This window comes from Stenotrophomonas sp. AS012628 (genome assembly GCF_010608305.1).
In the GTDB taxonomy this organism is placed as follows: Bacteria; Pseudomonadota; Gammaproteobacteria; order Xanthomonadales; family Xanthomonadaceae; genus Stenotrophomonas; species Stenotrophomonas geniculata.
Genome location: NZ_VMBJ01000001.1, coordinates 19,843 through 41,174, shown reverse-complemented (window position 1 = coordinate 41,174; position 21,332 = coordinate 19,843). Strand labels below are relative to the sequence as shown.

19 protein-coding genes and 1 pseudogene are annotated in these 21,332 nt (G+C 66.7%); 13 read left to right on the top strand and 7 right to left on the bottom strand.

What is annotated here, in order from left to right; genetic code table 11:
* Positions 1–818 (bottom strand): adhesin (locus tag G5A07_RS00195; RefSeq protein WP_262405787.1); only part of this gene is annotated, 818 nt, incomplete at its 3' end.
* A gap of 109 nt (positions 819–927) precedes the next feature.
* Positions 928–4,284 carry a S8 family serine peptidase gene (locus G5A07_RS00190; protein WP_191862297.1) on the bottom strand — a complete coding sequence of 1,119 codons (3,357 nt, stop codon included), beginning with the start codon at positions 4,282–4,284 and terminating at the stop codon, positions 928–930.
* 339 nt (positions 4,285–4,623) lie between these two features.
* On the opposite strand from G5A07_RS00190, the gene G5A07_RS00185 reads away from it, so the two are divergent.
* From G5A07_RS00185 to G5A07_RS00175, 3 genes are all read left to right on the top strand, one after another.
* Positions 4,624–5,928: a hypothetical protein gene (locus G5A07_RS00185; RefSeq protein WP_191862295.1), complete on the top strand. Its 1,305-nt coding sequence runs from the start codon at positions 4,624–4,626 to the stop codon at positions 5,926–5,928.
* Between the two features lie 288 nt (positions 5,929–6,216).
* Entirely contained in the window at positions 6,217–6,957 is a 741-nt protein-coding gene (locus tag G5A07_RS00180) for a DNA/RNA non-specific endonuclease (RefSeq protein ID WP_191862293.1), read from the top strand.
* A 104-nt stretch (positions 6,958–7,061) separates the two neighbouring features.
* Positions 7,062–7,757: an HAD family phosphatase gene (locus tag G5A07_RS00175; RefSeq protein WP_191862291.1), complete on the top strand. Its 696-nt coding sequence runs from the start codon at positions 7,062–7,064 to the stop codon at positions 7,755–7,757.
* 7 nt (positions 7,758–7,764) lie between these two features.
* Here G5A07_RS00175 and G5A07_RS00170 read toward each other — a convergent pair whose 3' ends face one another.
* The gene (locus G5A07_RS00170) at positions 7,765–7,995 is read right to left on the bottom strand and encodes a hypothetical protein (protein ID WP_019337402.1); all 231 of its coding nucleotides are present in this window, start codon (positions 7,993–7,995) and stop codon (positions 7,765–7,767) included.
* Positions 7,992–8,417 (bottom strand): VOC family protein, encoded by a 426-nt coding sequence (locus G5A07_RS00165; protein WP_191862290.1) that lies wholly within the window; start codon positions 8,415–8,417, stop codon positions 7,992–7,994. Before G5A07_RS00165 ends, G5A07_RS00170 begins: the two co-directional genes overlap by 4 nt.
* A 276-nt stretch (positions 8,418–8,693) precedes the next feature.
* Here G5A07_RS00165 and G5A07_RS00160 point away from each other — a divergent pair, with 276 nt between their 5' ends.
* Positions 8,694–11,177, top strand: coding sequence for an aminotransferase class V-fold PLP-dependent enzyme (locus G5A07_RS00160; RefSeq protein ID WP_262405759.1), 2,484 nt, complete (start codon positions 8,694–8,696; stop codon positions 11,175–11,177).
* A 32-nt stretch (positions 11,178–11,209) separates the two neighbouring features.
* Here the strand turns inward: G5A07_RS00160 and G5A07_RS22550 are convergent.
* Positions 11,210–11,641 (bottom strand): annotated as a pseudogene (locus tag G5A07_RS22550) (helix-turn-helix transcriptional regulator); the annotation flags it as partial.
* The gene (locus G5A07_RS00150) at positions 11,638–12,564 is read right to left on the bottom strand and encodes a LysR substrate-binding domain-containing protein (protein WP_191849399.1); all 927 of its coding nucleotides are present in this window, start codon (positions 12,562–12,564) and stop codon (positions 11,638–11,640) included. The pseudogene G5A07_RS22550 and the gene G5A07_RS00150, both read right to left, overlap by 4 nt.
* Positions 12,565–12,655: 91 nt before the next feature.
* On the opposite strand from G5A07_RS00150, the gene G5A07_RS00145 reads away from it, so the two are divergent.
* From G5A07_RS00145 to G5A07_RS00130, 4 genes are all read left to right on the top strand, one after another.
* The gene (locus tag G5A07_RS00145; protein WP_191862288.1) at positions 12,656–13,696 is read left to right on the top strand and encodes a hypothetical protein; all 1,041 of its coding nucleotides are present in this window, start codon (positions 12,656–12,658) and stop codon (positions 13,694–13,696) included.
* Positions 13,693–14,574, top strand: coding sequence for a PD40 domain-containing protein (locus G5A07_RS00140; protein ID WP_191862286.1), 882 nt, complete (start codon positions 13,693–13,695; stop codon positions 14,572–14,574). Before G5A07_RS00145 ends, G5A07_RS00140 begins: the two co-directional genes overlap by 4 nt.
* A 62-nt stretch (positions 14,575–14,636) precedes the next feature.
* Complete coding sequence (locus G5A07_RS00135; protein WP_191862284.1) at positions 14,637–15,179, top strand: hypothetical protein; 543 nt, start codon at positions 14,637–14,639, stop codon at positions 15,177–15,179.
* On the top strand, positions 15,172–15,480 hold the full coding sequence (locus G5A07_RS00130) for a hypothetical protein (protein ID WP_191862283.1): 309 nt from the start codon (positions 15,172–15,174) through the stop codon (positions 15,478–15,480). Before G5A07_RS00135 ends, G5A07_RS00130 begins: the two co-directional genes overlap by 8 nt.
* Here G5A07_RS00130 and G5A07_RS00125 read toward each other — a convergent pair whose 3' ends face one another.
* Positions 15,481–16,836: a sigma-54 dependent transcriptional regulator gene (locus G5A07_RS00125; protein WP_125436907.1), complete on the bottom strand. Its 1,356-nt coding sequence runs from the start codon at positions 16,834–16,836 to the stop codon at positions 15,481–15,483.
* Between the two features lie 396 nt (positions 16,837–17,232).
* Between G5A07_RS00125 and G5A07_RS00120 the strand changes: the two genes are divergently transcribed.
* From G5A07_RS00120 to G5A07_RS00100, 5 genes are all read left to right on the top strand, one after another.
* Positions 17,233–17,763, top strand: a complete 531-nt coding sequence (locus G5A07_RS00120; protein WP_191862281.1) for a hypothetical protein — start codon at positions 17,233–17,235, stop codon at positions 17,761–17,763.
* The gene (locus tag G5A07_RS00115) at positions 17,760–18,377 is read left to right on the top strand and encodes a hypothetical protein (protein WP_049409615.1); all 618 of its coding nucleotides are present in this window, start codon (positions 17,760–17,762) and stop codon (positions 18,375–18,377) included. Before G5A07_RS00120 ends, G5A07_RS00115 begins: the two co-directional genes overlap by 4 nt.
* 43 nt (positions 18,378–18,420) lie before the next feature.
* Complete coding sequence (locus G5A07_RS00110) at positions 18,421–19,737, top strand: adhesin (protein WP_191862279.1); 1,317 nt, start codon at positions 18,421–18,423, stop codon at positions 19,735–19,737.
* A gap of 99 nt (positions 19,738–19,836) precedes the next feature.
* Positions 19,837–20,541 carry a C39 family peptidase gene (locus tag G5A07_RS00105; protein ID WP_019659781.1) on the top strand — a complete coding sequence of 235 codons (705 nt, stop codon included), beginning with the start codon at positions 19,837–19,839 and terminating at the stop codon, positions 20,539–20,541.
* Between the two features lie 12 nt (positions 20,542–20,553).
* Positions 20,554–21,303, top strand: coding sequence for a hypothetical protein (locus tag G5A07_RS00100; protein WP_029380027.1), 750 nt, complete (start codon positions 20,554–20,556; stop codon positions 21,301–21,303).
* Positions 21,304–21,332: the final 29 nt, after the last annotated feature.

Here is a 21,332-nt window from a genome sequence, read left to right as displayed (position 1 = left end):
TAGGCCTTTGAGGTCGTCACTGCCGCGGCGCTGCTGGCATCGGTATAGGCCTTTGAGGTCGTCACTGCCGCGGCGCTGCTCGCGTCGGTGTAGGCGTTGACGGAGTTGATGGTCGCCGTGGCCCGCGCATCGGCATAGCTGTTGGCCGAAGTCAGCGTATTGGCGTTGGCGGTATTCATCTGATTGAGGTTCACCGCATCGGTGCCCTGCGTGGCGGCGGCCACGTTGGTCAACTGGCGTTCGTTGCCGGCGCTGCCTACCGATACCGAGTTGGCACGGTCGGCGACGGAGCCATTGCCCAGTGCAACGCTGTCGTTTGCAGAAGCGATGGCACCATTGCCCACGGCACTGCTGTTGTTGCCACTGGCTTCGGACAAGCTGCCGAGTGCGGTGCTGTTTTCGCCCGTGGCGTTGCTGCCAGCGCCTGACGCGGTGGAGAACGAGCCCGTTGCGGAGCTGCCCGAGCCACTGGCACTGCTGAAGTCACCACTGGCGGTGGCGCTGTCGCCGATCGCCGCACTGTTGGCGCCGGAGGCGGAAGCACCCACGCCCACGGCGGCGCTCTGGTCGCCGGAGGCGCTGCTGGCTGCGCCGATCGCCGTACTGCCGGTGCCGCTGGCACTGGCGCCGGTTCCGACGGCCGCCGATAGATCACCGCTGGCATCGGCACCACTGCCGCACGCCAGCGAGGCGGCACCACCGGCGCTGGCGCCACCGCTGGACACGCCGCCGAAGCCATCGTCCAGCTGGCAGGTATCACCGGCCCACGCCGGTGCGGTTGCCATGGCCAGTGCCACGGCAAGGATGTGCTTGTGCATCGTCTTCACGGTACCCCCGAGGTCCATCAGGAAGGGTTCCCGGCAAGCGCCGGAAACGGTGGGAAACCGGCCGCCCCTGCACAGGGGCGGCCGGGATGCTGCAGGCGCCTTACGGCGTTACGGTCAAGGCGACACGGACAGCAGTCTTCGGCGTGCTCGGGTCATTGCTGCCGACACAGACGAAGCCCGAATAGCTGCCCGGCGCGAGGCCGCTGGCATTGATCTGCACCTGCGTGCTCTGGCTGCCGCCTGCGGAGATGCGGCCCAGGGCACGGGTCGGTGTGCCGATCCAGCCGGCGCCGCACGCATTGCTTCCGCCCAGCCCATAGGCCAACCCAGGCGCGCCGGCGGTGGCGGACCAGGCACCGCTGCCATCGGGATTGATGATCGCGCTGCGGTACACGCTGTCGCCGCTGGTGGCGTTGAACCAGAACCAGCTGGTAGCCAGCGGCGCGCGCACCGAGACCACCAGCCAGTAGCGGCCTGCCGGCAGGTTCACGTTCTGGCCTGCAGCGGCCAGGTCAAGGTTGATGGTGGCCAGCGTGGCCGACGTTCTTACGCCCGGACCGCTGACGGTGGAGGTGTAGCTCCACAGCGCCAGCTGCGGGCTCGATTCCGGATTGCCCTCCGGATTGCCGCCAACATCCCGGTAGATTGACCAGTTGATGTTGGTCGAAGTTGCCAGCGAGCCACCGTTGACGAAGCCGTCAGCGACGATGCGGGTAATGCCGGTGGCCTCGCCCAGAGTGAAATCATCGGCACCAAGCTGTGCACGTGCACCCACTGTCGCCGCATCGGTGAAGCGCGTCGAGCGACGGCCATTGGCGTTGTTTGGCGCCTGCGCTACCAGCGTGCGGGTGCCCACTCCGGAATTGTCGATCTGCCATTCCAGCGGTGAGCCGCCGGTATTGGCGATCTGCAGGTTCACCGTTCCACTGCCACCGGCCGGCAGGGTCAGCGAGTTCGTCGGCGGCGTGGCGGCGATCTGCGGCGGCGGCACCGACACGGCGATCGGCAGGCGCAGCAGCGGCTGGCTGGTATCACCGCCCTGCGGTGAGAGGGTGAGCCTGGCAAAGCGCCAGCTGCCATCGTTCGGTACCGAACCGGTGGTGACGATGACCCGCACCGACTTGCTTTCACCCGGCGCCAGGGTAAACACCGATGGCGAGACAACCGCGGTCAGGCCCTGCACCTTCGCCGTCCACGTCTGCCGGGTCGGCAGCACATTGCGGAACACGCGGGTGAAGCTGCAGCTGTCCGCGCAGCTGCGCTTGCCGAGGCTGGCGATGTTGAGCGACGACACTTCACCCCCATTGGCTGGATTGGCGGCCAGGAAGTTGGTCTTGGTCTCGTTGAGCACCAGCCCTGCGCGCAGTGCCTGGTCCACCTGGATGCGTCCAGCGCCCATCGCGAATGCGTCGGCCGGTGTGACGCCATCTTCCTTCAGCACCTCCTGCCGCGCGGTCATCATCAACGCCGAGCGTGTCTCCTGCACGGTCCAGTCAGGACGCGCCTGGCGCAGGAGCGCGGCGGCACCGGCGTGATGTGGTGATGCCATCGAGGTGCCGTCCATCAGGCCGACGGCGTTCTCCGAGCCGGTCACCTCATTGCCTGCGATCACGGCCAGCACACGCACACCCGGGGCGGTCACGTCCGGCTTGACCAGATCAAAGATCCCGGCCGGGCCGCGCGAACTGAAGTCGCCCAGCACATCCGGCGTATTGCTGATCTTGCTGGCCGGATAGGCAATGCCGGCGGTTGCGTTGTTGCCAACGCTCGACGCAAAGGTCCGCAGTGCATTGGCGTCCGACTGGTCGATGGCGAAGGCGGGAATGGTCGCCCCGGCCACGTTGGGCAGGATGGGGGCCGGCTGGTTGTTGCCGATCAGCACGGCGATCGCACCCGCTGCAGCGGCGTTGTTGACCTTGTCGCTGAAGTTGCACGAGCCACGGCGGATCACCGCAACGGCGCCCTGGAAGGTATTGGCCGGGAACGGCGCGCACCCATCGTTGGCACTGTCGATGCCTGCACTGACACGCAGCGGCGTGGTTGCAGGAATCGGCGTTGCGAACGGCACGCCGCCCGAGCCTTCGGTCAGCAGGATGGCAGTGAGCGCCGGCGGCACGCTGCCGGGGCCGCTGACCGCAGCGAACAGCACGATGTCGCCGCGGCCATGCGTGGCCGCCGCAGTGCTGCCGGTCCAGGGTTCCAGATGGCCCATCGTGTTCGGACCTGGGCCGGAGTTGCCGGCCGAAGTGGCCACGTAGATGCCGGCATCGGATGCGTTGAGGAACGCCAGCGAGACCGCCTCTCCCCACGGCGCGGTGCCACCGGCAATGGAGTAATTGATGACGTCGACCACGCCATCGGCGAGGGCCTGGTTGACCGCTGCCAGCGTCGAGGTGTTCGGGCAGAAGCCGCGCCCGGTAGAGACCTCGGTGTAGCAGGCGTCGTAGGCGATGATGTTGGCGCGCGGCGCAATACCGGAAATGTGGATCTGGTTGCCACGGTAGGACGCAGTGTGCGGGTTGCCGGCGGCGGTGGAAGCGGTATGGCTGCCATGACCGTTGGTGTCACCAAATCCAGGCTCCTCGCGTACGTCCGCAACGCCACACTGGTTGCCCGGCGCACCGCAGACGAAGTCGTAGCCGCCGATCAGCTTGCTGTTGCAGCGACCTTCGTCGCTGCCGCCCGGCGCGCAGGTACCGAGGTAGTTGCCTGCGCCCAGCGGATTGACGTGCTCGTAACCATCTTCGGCGCGGGCGGTGAAGGCCGGGCTGCCGAAGTTGATGCCCGAGTCGATGACGCCGACCACCACACCTTCGCCACGGAACGGCGCAGGTGTGCCGTTCCACAGCGCAGGTGCGCCGATCAACCCCGGTCCGACGTCGGTGTCCTGCTCATACTCCCTGTACTCTTCAACCAGCTGCACATCGGGAAGTGCGCGCACGCGCTCCGCTTCCTGCGGATTCATCTGCAGCACCGATGCGTTGATCGCATGCTGCATGCGCCGTTCGACCTTTACGCTGCGACCCAATGCTGCATTGATGCGGGCCTCGTGCTGTACCTGGCGGTCAGCGAGGAAGCGCACATAGTCCTGCGAGCGTGCCCCCTTTACAGCGATGCGCGGTGTCGGCGCATTGCCGGTGGCTGCCGCTGCACGCGCGGCGCTGGCGGATGGGCGCATGCGTTCCGGTGCCGCGAGGCCCTGGATGTCGCCCTTGTAGGTGGCCAGCGGCTCCTCGCGGTAGACCACGATATAGCGGTTGGAGAGCTCGGCGAAGCCGCTACCCGGACCGCGTGCCGCAGGCCCGGACGGATTGCCGGCGCGCGCGTCCACCGAGGGATTGCCGGTCTTTGACTGGGCACCGGTACTGCGTATGCCCACGGCAGCGGCGGCCAGTGCGGCACCCGCCACCAGGGTCAGTGCAACCCATTTGCTTCGTTTGATCCATGCATTGCGCATCGAATACCCCCTTTTCATTGAAAGCCCGAGATGCACGCCGGCGTCAACGCCGGCGCTGTGATGTCTGGTGCTTCAATTGCGGGTGCGGCGCGTAGTCCCCGACGCCTTGCACCCCGCTGCGCCCCGGCAGCAGAATCGACACTACCTCAAAATTTGACGCGGCGCACAGTTTTTCGTGACAGCGGCAAGACAGAGATCAGTACGCGAAAGTATGGATGCGCGCCTGCATGGCGTAGCCATGGCCCCGGCCGCCGAAGCGGCAACGCGTTCGTTGCCCGTCGTTGAAGGGCAACGGTGTCCAGTGCTATGACTGCCTGCGCCCATCAACGCACGGATGCCATGGATATTTTCCGCACTGCACTGATTGCCGGTGTTGCCTGTGCAGCAGGACCGGCATGGTCCGCTGAATCACCGATCGCAGACGCCGACGCGCGCGGAATCTTCATCGAAGCACAGCACCTGTGCCAGGTCGATTGCGGCCAGCTGTGGGGGCAATCCCTGTGCGGGCCGATGATGCTGGTCGATCCGAAGAGCCGCCAGGTCACCGCCTCGCATGCGGATGTACACGGCGCGTTGAAGGGGCGTGGCGAGGTGTTCGTGGGCCAGCTTCCGCCCGATGCGATCGTTGCCAACACCGCCGTGGAATGGTCCGGCATACGCTGGACGCAACTGCTCTGGCCATTGCCGCAGGACGTGTCCAGGCGCAGTACGCTGCTGGCTCACGAAATGTTCCATCGGTTGCAACCGGCGTTGCCCATCACCGCGCCGACCGAAGGCGGCAACGAGCACCTCGACACACTTGAAGGACGCTACTGGCTGCAGCTGGAATGGCGCGCGCTTGCGGATGCGCTCACGGCCACCGATGCAATGGCGCAGCACACTGCGGTGAACGACGCACTCGCCTTCCGCGCCGAGCGCCACCGCCAGTTCCCTGCGGCAGCGCAGGAAGAAGCGGCGCTGGAATTGAACGAGGGCCTGGCCGAGTACACCGGCGTGTTCGTCGGCAACCCAACGCGCTCCACACGTATCCAGGCGGCGCTGCATGACCTTCGCGCGCACGTTGCCGATCGCAGTTTCGTCCGCTCTTTCGCCTATGCCACCGGTCCGGCCTATGGCCTGCTGTTGGACCAGGCGGCCCCCGGCTGGCGCAACCATCTCGCCCACCCCGCCCGGGACCTCGGCACGCATCTGGCCGAAGTGACCCGGACCCCGATGCAGCGGGGTGCGACCGAGCTGCGGGCCGCTGCTGCGCGCTACGGCGGACGGGCACTGCGCGAAGCCGAAATGCTGCGCGAACGGCAGCGCATTGCGCAGCTGGAACACAACCGTGCGCGCTTCGTGACAGGCCCGGTCGTGCGGCTGGATCTGCGCAGCATGCGCATCCAGTTCAATCCCAACACGATGCAGTCGTTGCCGGGCCGTGGCACGGTATATCCAACGATGCGGCTGACCGACACCTGGGGCAGCCTGGACGTCACCGACGGAGCGTTGATGCAGAGCGACTGGAAGGCCGTGTTCGTGCAGGCACCCGCAACTGCCGACCCGCCGCTACAGGGTCCAGGGTGGTCGCTGAGTCTGAAACCAGGATGGTTACTGGTGCCGGGAACACGCAACGGCGATTACGTGTTGAAGGCGACCCCCTGACAACACCCGCAGGCATCGCGATGCTCTAGCACGCGAGCGTTTCAGCCACGTCCTGCTCCATTTGACACATCTCCAGTGCTTGCGCGCTGTCACAGCTTCGTCTTTTCATCGTTGACCGAAAGACGACAGCTTGTGACGCTTACGACACCGCACGGCCTCCACGGCCCTGTCATCGCGGTCACGTCTCACCGCAATCCGTAGCACCCGTCTCCGCAACGTCCCCCATGACCTCGCCTCGGCCCGGTCGTGGCGGACGGCTGCGCCCTGAACTTCTGCTGGAGAACCGCAATGCGCCTTGCAAGCCTCTTCTTCGCGTTCGTCCTCAGTGCCTTCGCTGGCGCTGCCCAGGCCCAGGTCGTCACCCTCAACAAGGGCGGCTTCGTGCTCACCTACGACTGCAGCATCCACAGCGCCACCCGCTACGAGTACACGCTCACCGCCGACACCGGCTCGGCCGCGCGCCCGTCCAGCTTCTACAAGGATCCGGACCTGCCGGCAGGCTGCCTCGGCCAGACCAGCACCGCCTCCTACGCCAGCATCAAGTCCGGCTACGACCGTGGCCATCTCGTCACGTCCAATCACATGGACTACAACGCGACCTACATCCGCCGCGCCAACTACATGACCAACATCGTTCCGCAGGTGTCCAGCTTCAACCAGGGCATCTGGGTGAAGGCAGAGAACGTGGCCGAGTGCTACCGCGACATCGCGCCGGTGGATGTCTACGGTGGCGTGGTCTACGGCGACGCCTCCAACGACTACTTCCTTTCCAGCCACGGCATCCCGACACCGGAGTTCTTCTGGAAGACCATCATCACCCGTGACCCGAACACCGGCACGGCCAAGGCGATCAGCTGGATCACTCCCAACGAAGCCAATCTCGGCAGCCTTGACAGCTACCTGGTGACCATCGCCGATCTGGAGGAGCTGCTGGGTGCGAGCTATGTCGCGATCAACGCACCGGCCTCGCTGAAGAACATGCTGCCGGCCAGCACCTGGCCGCAGCCGGCGGGGTGTGACCTGGGCTGACCGGCCTGCCGGGAATGGGTGGCACCCTGCCCGGGTGCCACCCAAGGATGGCTGTGGGAAAATGACGGGCAATTGCACCACCGCATTGCCCCCTGGAGCTGTAGATGTCCCGTTTTCCCTTTGATGCCGTGCTGTTCGACTGCGACGGCGTACTCGTCGATTCCGAGCCACTGGTCGCCCGCGTGCTCTCGGAAATGCTGACCGCACGCGGCTGGCCGCTGACCCCGGCGCAGGCGGGTGAAGTCTTCCTCGGCCAGTCCGTGGCCCATCTGGCCGGGCTGATCGAGGAGCGCACCGGCAAGCCGTTCACCGAGGCGTGGCTTGAAGAGTTCCGCCAGCAGCGCAACCGGGCACTGGAACGTGACCTGGAAGCGATCCAGGGGGCACCCGAGGCCGTGCGTGCGATCGCTGCGGCCACCGGTGGGCGGATCGCCTGCGCCTCCGGCGCCGATCTGCTAAAGGTGAAACTGCAGCTGGGCAAGGTCGGCATCCTCGATGCCTTCGGCGACCACGTCTACAGCGGCCAGGACATGCCGAACACCAAGCCGCACCCGGACGTCTACCTGGCGGCCGCTGCCGCGCTGGGTGTGGATCCGAAGCGCTGCGCGGTCATTGAAGACACCGTGACCGGTGCGACCGCCGGTGTGGCCGCAGGTGCCACCGTGTTCGGCTTCAGCGAGGGCGGCCCGCACCACAGCACGCCCGAGGCTCTGCGCGCGGCCGGTGCCCAGGTGATCTTCCAGCGCATGGAAGATCTTCCCGCACTGCTGGCGGCCTACACCGCCGACGCTGCCGCCTGACCCGGCGTCAACCCGCAGCGCCCTGCCCGGCGCTGCGGCACCTGCCGCTGTAGTGCAGCGCAAACAGGTACAACCCGGTGAACAGCTGCAGGAACAACGGCGGCAGCGGCGAATAGGTGATCCACGCCGCAGGCTCGCCCTGCCCCAGCCCGCGCACCACGAAGTTGGCGATCACCGCCAGGGTGAACACGATCGAGGTCCAACGATGCACGGGCCGTGCCCAGCCACCGCGGCTCATTGCCGGCGCCTCGCTTCGGAACGGGCTTCGATCATCTTCCAGCCATTGCCCGATGGATCGCGGAATCCGGCGTCGACGGCGCCAAAGCGCTCGATCGGCTCCTGGGTGAATTCCACGCCCTGTGCCAACCACTGCGTGTAACGCGCCTGGCAGTCATCCACAGCCAGCACCAGGGGCGGCATTGCGCCTTTGGCCACCAGCTGCTGCAGCGAAAGCGCGGTGGCCGCATCGTGGGTGGGCGGACCCGGCACGAACAGGCCCAGCTGGAAACCGTCCTGGCCTGTGCTGCGTACCGTCAGCCAGCGGTAGCTGCCATTGCGCACGTCGGTATGCACTTCGAAACCGAGCTTGCCGACGTAGAACGCCAGCGCCTCATCCTGGTCGCGCACATACAGGCCGACCGTGTTCACCATATCTGACATGCAGCACCTCCTCTCAAGTGCGCCTACGTTACGCCCCGACGAGGCGGTTCTGCTTCTCCAAAACTGCGCCAATGGCTGGGACGGCGAACGTGAAGGAATCAAAAGTACATGGCCCTCCCCAAAAGCGGATGAATACGCAGTTCCGCGACGGCGGATAATCCGCCCCGGCATTAAGTCAACTTAATGTGATGCCAATCACGCACGCGCCTGGGGGCGCATGCGATAACCGCGCGGACCGGGATTAATCGGCACCATCGCGCCGACAGGGAGCGCATCATGCAGGACGTAACGCAACGCCAATGCAAAGTTGTGTCCGACAGCCGCTGGTCGCTCAGTGCCTTCATGGAATTCTATGAGCGGATATTGAGCCCTCGCATTTTCCAGCCTTACGGGATGCTGCTGGCCGGGGAAATCGCCAGCGACATCGATGCAGGGTTCGCGGTCAAGGACGTGCTGGAAGTGGCATGCGGCACCGGGGTGATCACCGCCAGCCTGTATGAGGATCTTGCGCGGCCACGGGGCTTGCGGCTGGTGGCCAGCGATCTCTCGCAGATTGCGGTGGACATGGCCCGACGTGTCCTGAACCCCGAGATCCAGCAGAACGTTCCGTTGTTGGCCGACGTGGACATGGCAGAGCTTCCATTCGATGACAACAGCTTCGATGTGATTGTCTGCGGCTTCGGCCTGATGTTCCCGCCCGACAAGGCGCGCGTGGCCAGGGAGTTCCGGCGCGTGCTGCGGCCGGGGGGGCGTGTCTACGCGACGATGTTCCACTACAACCAGCTCTTCGAACTCACCCGCCAGCAATCGCAGCTGCATTTCGGCATGCCTTCCCGGTTGATGGACGCGGCGCTGAGCCTGACCGACCCGTCGCCGATCACCCGCGCCTTCGCGATCGAAGGGCTGTCCCGGGCCAACGACGTGCCTGCTGGGCTGCATCCCCTGTCGTTCTCGCTCGACGCAGCCGGTGCGCGCGAGTTCCTGTTCAATGCCTGCATCCTGCTCGAAGAGTTCAACCAGTGCGACACCCGCACCCGTGAGCACTACCTGGACCTGATGCTGGCGCAGTTCGGCAAGGACGTGCCTGACCAATGCTACCGGGTGGAGGCATGGTTGCTGCGCGGCCAGGCCGATCCCGCCAATGCGAGCACGACGGTGGACATCGCGTCGCCCGACTTCTCGCCGCTGGTGCGCTGCCAGCAGCTGACCCATCGCGCGTCCAGCGCGGGCGTCGAGTGCGCAATCGCCGTGCAGGAGGCACAGGGGCTCGCTGCATTCACCGCTGCCAAGGCGGAGTTCCTGGCTGAGTATCCCGGCTTCCCCGACGCATCGGTAGAGAAGATGCGCAACGAGGAGTACGCACGGCTGGACGAGCAGCACGTCACGTATCTGGATCATGTAGGCGGAACCCTGCCACCCGAAAGCCTGCTCGAACAGGACCTGCAGGCGTTGAAGCACGCAATCCTGGGAAATCCGCATAGCGGATCGAAGGCCTCGCAGGCGGCATACCAGGAGGCGCGGGATGCCATCTACGCCTTCTTTGACTGCTCTCCGGACGAGTACGAAGTGATATTCACTGCGAACGCCAGCAGCGCGATCCGGCTTGTGGCGGAATCGTTTCCGTTCCAACCGTGCACGCAGCTGCTGTTGACCAAGGACAATCACACGTCGGTGCATGGACTGCGCGAATACGCCAGGGCCAAGGGCGCCTCGGTGAAGTACATCCCTCTGGACGACGATCTGCTGCTGCACGACGACCTGATGCGGCGTGCGCTGCAGCGGCTGGGCGACGGCGCCCCACACCTGCTGGCCTTTCCCGCCCAGTCCAACGCGACCGGCGCGCGGCATGACCTCGCCTGGATCGCCCGCGCGCAGGCGCACGGTGCGATGGTGCTGTGCGATGCAGCCGCACTGGTCCCGCAGGCGCGGCTGGATTGCGGCACCCTTCAACCGGATTTTGTGGTGGCCTCGTTCTACAAGATCTTCGGCTACCCCACCGGCGCAGGCTGCCTGCTTGCCCGCCGCTCGTCGCTGCAACTGCTCAGGCCACCGTCCTTTGCCGGTGGCGGAGTCTGCTACTACTCAGGCCCCTGGTCGCCCACCGAGCGGCTGCTGTATCGCGATGCCGGGCAACGTTTTGAGGTGGGAACACCCAACTACGCCGCGTTCCCGGCGATCGCCCGGGGCTTTGCCTTCGTGGCACGGATGGGCGGCGCCGAAGCCCTCGCGCTGCACTCCACTGCACTGGCCCGGTGGATCGAGGTGCGTCTTGCCGCGCTTCGCCATACCGTGCGCGGCGACACACCACTGTGCCGCGTGTACGGCCCGCCGGCACAGCGAAAAGGAGCGACGGTGATGCTCAACTTTTTCGACTGCTATGGCTCGATCGTGCCGCATGCCCGCGTCAAGCACCTCGCCGACCGCTTCGGCATCACCCTGCGCAACGGATGCTTCTGCAACCTCGGAGCTGTCCAGCAGGCAACCTATGCAACTGCGGGTGCCGAGCACTGCGAACTGGACAAGACCGGGAAGATCCTCGACTGCACCGCCTTCGATGAGAAGATCCTGGACAAGGGAGATTGTGGCGCGGTCAGGATTTCATTTGGGCTCGGTTCGAATTTTGCCGACGCCTACCGCTTCCTGATGTTTGCGACCTGCCTCCTGGACACCGACGTTTCTGGTCTTGAAGGTGTGCTCGCCGCGAGTGACCCTGAAGCCGATGCCGGCAGTCCTCGTACCGCTCCTGCCGTGCCGGCCTGACGCTCCACGGCGAGTGCCACCGACGGCGCGCGACGGCGACGTTGTTCCAGCACGGATGTGTCCAGGCGGGGGCGCTGCGCGGCGCGTGCGTGGCATTCCGGCACACTGGCCGACGCCGCCTGGCCAGCACGCTCACGCTCGCGCACATTGCCCGGGCTGTCACCGGTGATGTCACGGAAGATGCGGCCAAAGGTGCCCAGGCTGCGCCACCCGGTCTGCGCGGCGATTTCGGTCACCGCCAGATCGGTATCACGCAGCAGCGCCACCGCTCGTTCGATGCGGCGGCTGAGCAGATAACGGTGCGGCGGCAGCCCGAAGGCCTGCTTGAACGAGCGGGCGAAGTGCGCCGGCGACACCGCACTGACCTCAGCCAGGCGCGCGACGGGCCATTCCTCATGGCTGGCCCGATCCATCCGGTCCTTGGCGCGCAGCAGGCGCCGGAGCAGTTCGGGGCTCTGGCTCATGGCATTACCGCCCGGGCCAGGTAATGGCGGGCTGCATGCCGCGCCTCGGCGGCCTGCTCGACCAGCCAGTCACGGAATGCAATGACCTTGGCACTGCCACCTCGCGCCGTGGGTGCCACGAACCAGAAGCTGCGACCGTCGCAGGCCACCCCCGGATGCGCCTGCACCAAACGCCCGCTGTCCAGCTCGGCCTGGAACAGGATCGGCGAACCAATGGCGATGCCCTGCCCTGCGATCGCGGCGCCGACATCCAGATGCTCGACGGCAAAGGGCGCGACGAAACTCTCCGGTGCCGGCGGTGGAAGGTCCCCGTGCGCGGCAAACCACAGGGCCCACCAGTCCGGCCGCCCGAGCAGGGGAATTTCCAGCGCGCTGCTGCCCAGCCCACGGGCCGCTGGCAGCAGCGCCGGCGCACACAACGGTGTGAACACGCTGGGAAACAAAGGAGTTGCCTGAAGACCTGGCCATCCACCCTGGCCATTGCGGATGGCCGCATCGAAGTGACCGGCGGCCAGATCCTGCGGCGCTGCCGACAGGTCCAGCTCCAGCACGAACTGCCGGTGGCGGGCGCGGAACGTGCCCAGCCGCGGCGTCAGCCAACTGGTGCCCAGCGTGGGCAGTACAGACAGGCGCAGTCGCGCCGCATCCATGTCTGCGGCGCGCATGAAGCTGGCGCGCAGTGCATCGAATGCCCGGGTGGCCTCCTGGGCGACGCTGGCCCCCGTCGCCGTCAGTTCTACGTGCTGTGCATGGCGCAGGAACAGGCAGGTACCGGTCTGGGCCTCCAGCCGCCGCACGTGGTAGCTCACCGATGCCGCGCTGGTGTCGAGCTCTTCGGCGGCACGCGCGAAGCTGCCCAGCCGCGCCGCCGCCTCGAAGGCACGGATGGCGGCAAGCGACGGCAGCTGGCGTTGGGTCACCATAAGTGTGGCTTAGCCTGAGCCCCGATATCTGCGTGGTCAATCCCCCTCCTGTCCGCAACGATGGAGGCACTTTCGACAGGGGATCACGCACATGGATCGACGGCAGTTCCTGGCCACCCTGGCCGCCTCGGCGGCGTCCACTGCCCTGCCCTCCGGGTGGGCCCTGCCCAGCCACAGCAAAGATTGGAAATGGTTGCAGGGCAACTGGCAGGTCCGGCACCGACGCCTGAAGGAGCGCCTGGTCGGCGATACCCGTTGGGAGTCCTTCACCGGTTCCAGTGCGGTCTGGCTCACCCTGGGCGGACTCGGCACCATCGATGACAACGTCATGGCGCTGCCTTCGGGCCCTTACAGGGGCCTGGGCGTGCGTGCATTTGATCCGGTGTCTTCCATGTGGTCGATCTGGTGGATCGATGGCCGCAACCCTGCCCGTATCGAAGCCCCCGTGCGTGGCGTTTTCGAGGGCGATGCAGGCAGCTTCCGCGGCACCGACCGGATCGACGGACGCCCCATCGACGTGTGGTTCCGCTGGCATGACATCCACGGCGAGGAGCCGTGGTGGGAGCAGGCGTTCTCCGACGATGCCGGTGCGCACTGGGAAGTGAACTGGCGCAACTGGTTCCGCCGCACTGCTGCGATCCCTTCTCCGCTTCCGAAGCTGCCGGATGCACCGGGCGATTTTGATTTCCTGGTGGGCCATTGGAACGTGCGCCATCGTCGCCTGCGCGCTCGGCTGGCAGGCAGCGATGCGTGGGACGCGTTCAACGGCACCCTGCACAACTGGCCGGTCCTGGGAGGATTCGGCAACGTGGGTGACAACGTGATGGACGTGCCTGCAGCACCGCTGCGCGGCATGGGCATCCGCGCCTGGAATGCGGCGGAGCAGCACTGGCTGAGCTGGTGGCTGGATGGCCGGGAGCCGACCCGGATCGGCGCGCCACTGCGCGGTGGTTTCCAGGCCGGTGTCGGCCGCTTCTTCGGCGAAGACCAGCACGACGGTCGATCCATCCAGACGCGGGTGATCTGGTCACGCATCACGCCGCGTTCGGCGCGCTGGGAACAGGCGGCCTCGGCCGATGGTGGGCGCAGCTGGGAAACCAACTGGGTCAGCGACTTCGAGCGACAGGCATGAAGGCGCTGCTGGCCGTGATGCTGCTGGTTGCTGCGTCGCCTCCCGCGTCGCCATCAAGGGTGCTGCGGATCGTCGGCCCCGCCGAGCGCTTTGCCCCGGGCGTTGCATCCACGCAATACGACGAGATTCGACTGACCTTGAGCCCGGACGGAAAAACCGCACTGTGGTTCAGCCGCAACCGGCCCGGCGGTCCGGGCGGGTATGACATCTGGGTCTCCCGCAACGATGGGCAGCGCTGGCGGCCGGCGACGCCGGTGCCGTTCAACACGCAGGGGCGCGACTTCGATCCCGCCTTTTCCGCCGATGGCCGCGTGGTGTATTTCTGTTCGGATCGCGCAGGCGGCCAGGGCGGCGACGATCTGTATCGGGTCAGCATGGGGAGCGACGGTCGATTCGGGGAGCCAGTCAATCTTGGCCCCGCAGTGAACAGCGCGGCCGATGAGTTCGCGCCGATGCTCTCGCCGGACGGTCGTACGCTGTTGTTCTCCAGCGATCGTGCGGGCGGTGCCGGCGGCCATGACCTCCACAGCGCCACGATGATCGGCGGCGTGGCGCAGCGGGCACGGCCGCTGGCGGGAGACCTCAATACCGCAGCGCAGGAGTTCGATGCCACCTTCCTGGGCGACGGCCGAACGGTGGTGTTTGCCCGCGCCCAGGACTTCGGCAGTGCACCGGTGCGCCAGTTCATTGCCTACGCGCGTGGAGGCCGTTATGACGCAGGCCATGCATTGCCCTCGCCCTTGAACGAGGCCTCCGGCGACAGCTACGGCGCGATGCTGGATGGCTCGCAACCCGGCACCTTGACCTATTCGGCGCGGCGCGCAGACGGTGCAGGGTTGGACCTGTACCGCATCCGCTACCAGATGTCGCGACCTTGAGGGCAGGTGGTGTCGATTTCCAGCGCGCTGGTTCGTCGAGAGGATGAATGCCCCAGGAGAAAATGCAGATGCCCTCCCATCAGTCGCTTGCATGCGCGTGCGGCCAGGTACGCCTGACCGCCACGGGCCAACCCATTGCCACCGTCGAATGCTGCTGCGACAGCTGCCGCAAGGCCGGCGCCATGCTGCAGTCGCTGCCCCGCGCACCGGCCGTGCTGGGCCCGCACGGCCAGACGCTCTTCGTAATGCACCGCAAGGATCGCGTCAGCATCGATGCCGGGCATGCCATGCTGCGTGCCTTGCGATTGCCCAGCAGGGGCGGCAGCCGCCGCGTGCTGGCGGGCTGCTGCAATACGCCGCTCTTCCTGGAGTTCAGCGGCGGCCATTGGCTGAGCCTGTATGGCCTGTTGTGGCCGGCATCGACAAGACCTGCCGTGGAGATGCGGACCATGGTCAGTGATCTTCCTGATGCGTCTGTGCTTCCTGACGATGTGCCGAACCTGAAGACCCGGTCGCTGCGCTTCTATGCCCGGTTGATGAAGGCGTGGATTGCCATGGGCTTCCGCAGCCCACGCATCGAGGTCACGGGAGATACCCATGCCTGAGCCCGAACGGATCGAGATCGAAAGCATCACCACGCCCGGGCACATCCAGCGCGTGGATCGCGCCAAGTACCTCGCCATGCGCCATGCCTTGCTGCGGGCGCTGCCCGCGCAACCGCCCGGCCTGACCGTCGCGCAGGCGAAACAGGCACTGCTGCCACACCTGCCCGCCGCGCTGTTCCCGGCAGGTGCCACCGCCGGCTGGTGGTTGAAGGCCGTGCAGCTGGACCTGGAAGCCAAGGGCGTGATCGAGCGCCTCGCGGGCAAACCGTTGCGCCTGTTCAAGCACCTGGCGGCCGGCTGATCAGCGCTGTGCAGGCAGTTCCAACCGGTGCTTGCGGCACAGGCGATACACCGTGACCCGCGATATCTGCATCTGCCGCGCGCACTCGGAGACGTTGTAGCCGGTCTGGCGCAGGGTCTGCAGCAGTACATCGCGCTCGGCCTGGCCGCGCGCGTCGTGCAGCATCGCCGCGGGCAGGACCGCTGCCAATGCGCCCAGCTCCAGGTCACGCTCACTGATCAGCTCGCCCTCGGCCATGATCGCTGCACGCTGCACACGGTTCAGTAGTTCGCGTACGTTGCCGGGCCAGTCGAAGCGCCGCATCGCCTGCAGTGCGGCCGGTGCGAAGCCGCGTGCACGCACGCTGTGGCGCAACCGGAAGCAGCGCAGGAAGTGCTCGGCCAGCAGCTGCACGTCGGCACCGCGCTCGCGCAGCGGTGGCATCAGCAGGCGCAGCACGTTCAGGCGGTAGTAGAGATCGCTGCGGAACCGCCCCTGCGCCACCGCGTGTTCCAGTTCGACGTGGGTCGCGGCAAGTACCCGCACGTCCGCGCGCAGCGGCTGGCTGCTGCCCACGCGCTCGAAGGTTCCCTCCTGCAGCACGCGCAGCAGGCTGGTCTGCGCTTCTGCCGGCAGATCGCCTACCTCATCAAGAAACACCGTACCGCCATGGGCGGATTCGAACACGCCGATCTGCCGCTTGTCGGCCCCGGTGAACGAGCCACGTTCGTGGCCGAACAGCTCCGACTGCACCAGGTTGGCCGGAATCGCACCACAGTTCACCGCAATGAAAGGCCTGCCGGCGCGCCCCGACAGCGCATGCAGCGCATGTGCAGCCAGTTCCTTGCCTGTACCGGTTTCGCCGGTGACCAGCACCGGCAGTTCCACCGGCGCGAACTTGTGCAGCACCGTGCGCACCGCATGCAGCGCAGCGCTTTCGCCAATCAATGCGTGCGGTCCGTACCCACTGCAGGTTGCATCGACTGGCGGATCATCCGCATCGAACTGCTGGCGCATTGCGCAGACCAGGTCCTGCAGGCCGAACGGCAGCGTGAAGCGCGCACCGCATCGCTGCAGCAACGGCAGCCAGGCCGGCGATGTGGGTCCGGCGCCCGGTGGCAGTACCGCCAGCCAAGGCAGATGCTGGTGCTGCTCGATCCACGGTGCCAGCAGCTGCAGCGACGCCGCATCGAGATGGCGCAGATCGAGTACGGCGAGCAATCGATCGCGCCCACGCAGGCCTATCGCCATGGCGGGATCGGGATGGATGCTGCGCACATACCAGCCTGCTGCCGCCAGCGCACTGCGCTCGTTCGCCAACGGCTCGCCAAACCAGAGCACGCAACGTGATGTAGAAGCCTCCGGGACCGCTGCCATGCTTCCCCCAGCATCCGGACACCGTCGGCGGACTGTCAGGCAATCGCCGGCGTGCCGCCCCCCGCCGGGACCTCTACGGCCACCGGGGCGGCCTTTGTTGGGCGGATCCTAGCGCTTCCCTAAACGGCGGCGCAATGAGCAATGCGTCAAGAAATTCGTGGCTGAACCGGCACCGTTGCAGACGGCGGCGCCACCTGTAACACCCATGCGACAGTTGCCCGCCGCCCTTGCCCTGCGGTGCCTGGGGCTTCGAAATCCCAACGATTCCGCGACGTGCCTGTAACACCGTGGCAGCAGCACGGTCAGGTGCTGCACGGTCCCGACCTTGGCGGGTGGGCACTTCCAGGTTGGCACGGTTGATGCGTGGTTCCGCCGCACCCATCGCGGGAGATCGGCATGGACGGCACCACCCTGATTCGCTGCCTGGCCGCAGCACTGGCAACCGCCCTGCTGTTGGTTGGCGCGGGCGCATCCGCGTCCGGCGCCCGCCAGGGCGTGAAGGCACAGCCGGGCGAAATCGTCCTGTTGCGGGACGTATCCGCGCGGCCGGCCTATCGCATGGCACCTCCGGGCATGGCGCTGATTGCCGACCCGAAGCCACAGCGCGAGATCGCCACCGCATTGGGCGCCGGTGGCACGACGAACGGCATGGACGAGTTGAGCGATGAGGACTATGCCGGCATGGGTGCCGGCCAGGCAGCGTCCGTCGCGACACCGGGCGGCACTACCGTTGAACGGGTCACCCAGCAGGCCCTGGGCGGCACGCTTGGCCGCGGTGGTGATGGCATGGTCGGCAGCAACCTCGGGGGCGCCATGAGCGGTCCGCTTGGTGCGGTCGGCAGCAGCACCCGCGGTATCGCCGATACCGTGCGCGGCGCACTGGCCCAGTTCCCCCTGCAGGGCACGGCCCCGGCAGGTGGAAAATGAAGGCCCTGCAAGGCTTGCTTCTGCTGCTCGCTGCCGCGCCCTGGGCGACCCGGGCCGATGACTACGGCGGCATGCTCGCCTATCTCGACGTGGCCCGCATCGACGGCCACGCACTGGCCGGGGCGACGGGTGCCATCGCCGTCAACCAGGCCGCCGGCGACCTCAACGTGCAGGCCAACCTGCGGGGTATCGCCAAGGGCGATCGCGCCGACGTGGCGATCAATGCCCGGCAACTGCAGCAGGGCAACCGCGTGCTGTCCGGGCCGCTGCAGGCCACCGCGTTCATTGGCGGTGACGCACTGGCCGGTGCCAGTGGCATCGCATCCATCAACCAGGCCAGCGGCATCGCCAACACGACGCTCAACGTCGTCAGCGCGACGCTGGCCCGACAGGGCATACGCGAAACCGACGATACGGCCTTGGCCGCCGAGGGTTCCGCGTTGGCAGGGGGGCGGGACGACACCGGTCGCGGCGTCGCGACGGGCACCCGCAGCGCCGGTGTAGCCAGCACCGCACTGCGGGGATTCGACGGGGTCCTGCAACTCAATCAGATCGCGGGCAACGGCAACGACACGGCCAACGTACTGGGCCTGGTCGTGCAGGACCGCCCGTGACAACCACCCAACCGATGCACCACCTGATGAGAGAGAGGGCACCATGAAAGCGACCGTCAAACAGACCATGCTCGCCATGGCGATTGCCACTGCCTCGACCGCCGCTGCGGCCAATGGCTGGGACAACCAGAACGCCAACGCGAACATCAACCACAACCACACCGTCAGCGAGACCCGCAACGACACGCACAACCACACCGACAACGACGTGCGCAACCGCACCGTCAACGTCAACGTGCAGAAGCACAGCAACATCCAGGCCGACGAACGCAAGGAAAAGAACAACCACGGCGTCGATGTGAACCTGGAGAAGGACCTGCGCCTGAGCACCGACATCAATTTCTCCGGCGACCCGAACATCACCGGCGACATCGACCTCGACTCGGCGGCCATTGCCGTGATCGACAACCGGCAGTCGATCAGCAACAACGCCACCAGCAACAGCCTGGTCACCAACAGCGCGTCGATCGGTGACAGCGTCGGCGCCGGTGCCTCGGGCAATCTGGGCTTCAATGTCGTCTCCGGCGACAACAATGCGCAGGACAACGCGGCCTCACTGTCTGCGGCCGATGCGTCCTTCAGCTTCGGCATGGCCGACGCCGAGGTGTTCGTCAACCAGGCCGGCTTCGGCAACGCCACCATGAACTCCGGTGTCACCAACGCCGCAGGTCTCAGCGGCAACGCCTTTGGCGGCGCGTCCGGCAACATCGGCGTGAACATCGCCTCGGGCAACAACAATGAGCAGAAGAACGCGCTCGCGGCGTCGGTAGCGACCACGGCGGTGGCCCAGTCGAGCATCAGCTCCAACCAGGTCTCCACCGGCAACACGGTCAGCAACGCCGGCTTCGTGCAGTCCTACACCGATACCGTGCAGGTCGGCATGCGTGGCGGCGTCAGCGGCCTGACACTGGCCTATGGCGCGGGCACCTACCGCGGCACCGGCAACGCCTACCAGATGGCCAACTACTACCTGGATACGTGGAGTGGCGAGCTGCCGCACCCGGGTGGCAACAGCACCGGCCATATCGATCTGGACAGCCAGATCCAGAACGCCACGATGAACCCCAACCGGCCGGGGGTGGGCGGCCTGGGCTTCGATACGCGTGAGAGTGGCACCAGCCAGTTCGTCGAACTGGGCGTGGCCGACCTGTATGCCAGCCTCAGCGGCACGGTCAGCACCACGCGCTGGGTGAACGTCAATGCGACCAACACCTCGGCCTTGTCCGGCAGTGCCTTCTCGGGCGCCTCCGGCAACATCGGCGTGAACGTTGCTGCGGGCACCGGCAACCTGCAGGCCAACAGCCTGGCCCTGGCAGTGGCCCAGCCCAGCACCGGCGGCGGTGGTGGCAGCGGCGAGTAAGCGCAACACCCGGCCGTCCGCCAATGGCCGGGTCCCCGGGAGCCCCTGTTCCTCCTCCCCCTTGGGACAGGGGCTCCCCCCTGCTGCCGGAGAACGTAGATGATCCGTTGCCCTCCATCGATGCGCCTGCTTGCCTTCCTGTTGCTGATGGGCACCGCATCGGCATGGGCGGGCGAGGTCCACTTCGCCGGCGTGCTGCCCAATGGCGCGCTGCTGCAGCAGAAGGTGGAAAGCATGCAGGAGCGGCGCTACCGCAACGTGGTGCGCCAGCACACCGATTACAGCTGCGGGGCGGCCGCATTGGCGACCATCCTGCGCCATGCCTATCACCTGCAGACCGACGAAGCGACGGTGATCGAAGGAATGATGGGGGTTTCCGATCCAGCGCTGGTGGCCGAACGCGGCTTCTCCCTGCTCGACATCAAGCGCTACGTGGAATCGCTCGGCATGCGTGGCCGGGGCTACCGCATCGATGAAACACGACTGCGCACCCTTCGCGTGCCAGGACTGGTGCTGATGGATGTGCGCGGCTTCCGCCATTTCGTGGTGCTCAAGCAGGTCCGCAACGGCATCGTGGAAGTGGCCGACCCGATCCTCGGCAACCGCAGCCTGGCGCTGCCGGAGTTCCTGGCTGCCTGGCCATCTCGCGCGGTCTTCGTGGTGATCGGCAGCGACTTCGATCGCAACACCGTTCTTCTGCAACCCAGCGAACGGCCAAGTGCCCGCGCGCTCTATGCGCGGCAAGGGCCGATCACCGATGCCGAACTGGTCGACTTCGGCTTCAGCCACGCCGACCTGTTCTGAGGAGGTACGACCATGTTCCGTCAACACGTATGGATGGCGCTGCTGCTGATGGCCCCTGCCCTGCCCCTGCAGGCCGCCGACGGCAGGACCGGGCGTGGACTCACGGAAATCCCCGACCCGGAGCTGAGCCTGATGCGGGGGCGCTACACCGTGGGTGGCAACAACGTTGCCTGGTTCGGGGTCACCATGGTGTCGCAGTGGCAGGCCAGCAACGGCACGACCCTGCAGGGCAGCCTGACCCTGGGCATGGACTTCCGCGGTGGTGGCGCGCCGAAGCTCAGCTTCCAGCCCAGCGTGCATGTCACGGCAGCCGATGCGCCGCTGCCCGATACCCACGGACGCAGCATCGACAGCAGCGGCCTGGCCAATGCCAGCGGCCTGGTGCAGAGCGTGCAGGTGGCCGGCGATGGCAATGTCGCGCGCAACGTCACCACGCTGACCGTCCGCGAGGGTGGCGTGCCGGCTGTTCTCTCTGATGGCGCAGGCAACGTCACCGCGCAGCAGGCCGGCGCCAGCGCGACGGCCGTGCTGGAAGGCAACCAGGCACGCCTGCTGCTGCAGGTGGATGGCCAGGGGCTGGTGCAGCAGTGGATCCGCAATGGCAGCGTCGGCCAGGGCATCGCCCTTACCGGTGACGGCCAGATCGCCAGCAACCAGCTGCGGCTGGAGCTGGTGCGCAACGCCGTGGGCGGCAACCTGCCGTTGAGCCAGAACGTGGCCCAGGCGATTGCGTTGAACCGCGGCATGGGGCCGGGCCAGTAGCAGGGCCTGGCATTGGGGGAAACGCTCCA

What these genes read in the sequence shown, in the direction of transcription:
- G5A07_RS00190 (WP_191862297.1), bottom strand. Translation starts at nt 4,284, where the DNA reads ATGCGCAATGCATGGATCAAACGAAGCAAATGGGTTGCACTGACCCTG.
- G5A07_RS00185 (WP_191862295.1), top strand. Translation starts at nt 4,624, where the DNA reads ATGGATATTTTCCGCACTGCACTGATTGCCGGTGTTGCCTGTGCAGCA.
- G5A07_RS00180 (WP_191862293.1), top strand. Translation starts at nt 6,217, where the DNA reads ATGCGCCTTGCAAGCCTCTTCTTCGCGTTCGTCCTCAGTGCCTTCGCT.
- G5A07_RS00175 (WP_191862291.1), top strand. Translation starts at nt 7,062, where the DNA reads ATGTCCCGTTTTCCCTTTGATGCCGTGCTGTTCGACTGCGACGGCGTA.
- G5A07_RS00170 (WP_019337402.1), bottom strand. Translation starts at nt 7,995, where the DNA reads ATGAGCCGCGGTGGCTGGGCACGGCCCGTGCATCGTTGGACCTCGATC.
- G5A07_RS00165 (WP_191862290.1), bottom strand. Translation starts at nt 8,417, where the DNA reads ATGTCAGATATGGTGAACACGGTCGGCCTGTATGTGCGCGACCAGGAT.
- G5A07_RS00160 (WP_262405759.1), top strand. Translation starts at nt 8,694, where the DNA reads ATGCAGGACGTAACGCAACGCCAATGCAAAGTTGTGTCCGACAGCCGC.
- G5A07_RS00150 (WP_191849399.1), bottom strand. Translation starts at nt 12,564, where the DNA reads ATGGTGACCCAACGCCAGCTGCCGTCGCTTGCCGCCATCCGTGCCTTC.
- G5A07_RS00145 (WP_191862288.1), top strand. Translation starts at nt 12,656, where the DNA reads ATGGATCGACGGCAGTTCCTGGCCACCCTGGCCGCCTCGGCGGCGTCC.
- G5A07_RS00140 (WP_191862286.1), top strand. Translation starts at nt 13,693, where the DNA reads ATGAAGGCGCTGCTGGCCGTGATGCTGCTGGTTGCTGCGTCGCCTCCC.
- G5A07_RS00135 (WP_191862284.1), top strand. Translation starts at nt 14,637, where the DNA reads ATGCAGATGCCCTCCCATCAGTCGCTTGCATGCGCGTGCGGCCAGGTA.
- G5A07_RS00130 (WP_191862283.1), top strand. Translation starts at nt 15,172, where the DNA reads ATGCCTGAGCCCGAACGGATCGAGATCGAAAGCATCACCACGCCCGGG.
- G5A07_RS00125 (WP_125436907.1), bottom strand. Translation starts at nt 16,836, where the DNA reads ATGGCAGCGGTCCCGGAGGCTTCTACATCACGTTGCGTGCTCTGGTTT.
- G5A07_RS00120 (WP_191862281.1), top strand. Translation starts at nt 17,233, where the DNA reads ATGGACGGCACCACCCTGATTCGCTGCCTGGCCGCAGCACTGGCAACC.
- G5A07_RS00115 (WP_049409615.1), top strand. Translation starts at nt 17,760, where the DNA reads ATGAAGGCCCTGCAAGGCTTGCTTCTGCTGCTCGCTGCCGCGCCCTGG.
- G5A07_RS00110 (WP_191862279.1), top strand. Translation starts at nt 18,421, where the DNA reads ATGAAAGCGACCGTCAAACAGACCATGCTCGCCATGGCGATTGCCACT.
- G5A07_RS00105 (WP_019659781.1), top strand. Translation starts at nt 19,837, where the DNA reads ATGATCCGTTGCCCTCCATCGATGCGCCTGCTTGCCTTCCTGTTGCTG.
- G5A07_RS00100 (WP_029380027.1), top strand. Translation starts at nt 20,554, where the DNA reads ATGTTCCGTCAACACGTATGGATGGCGCTGCTGCTGATGGCCCCTGCC.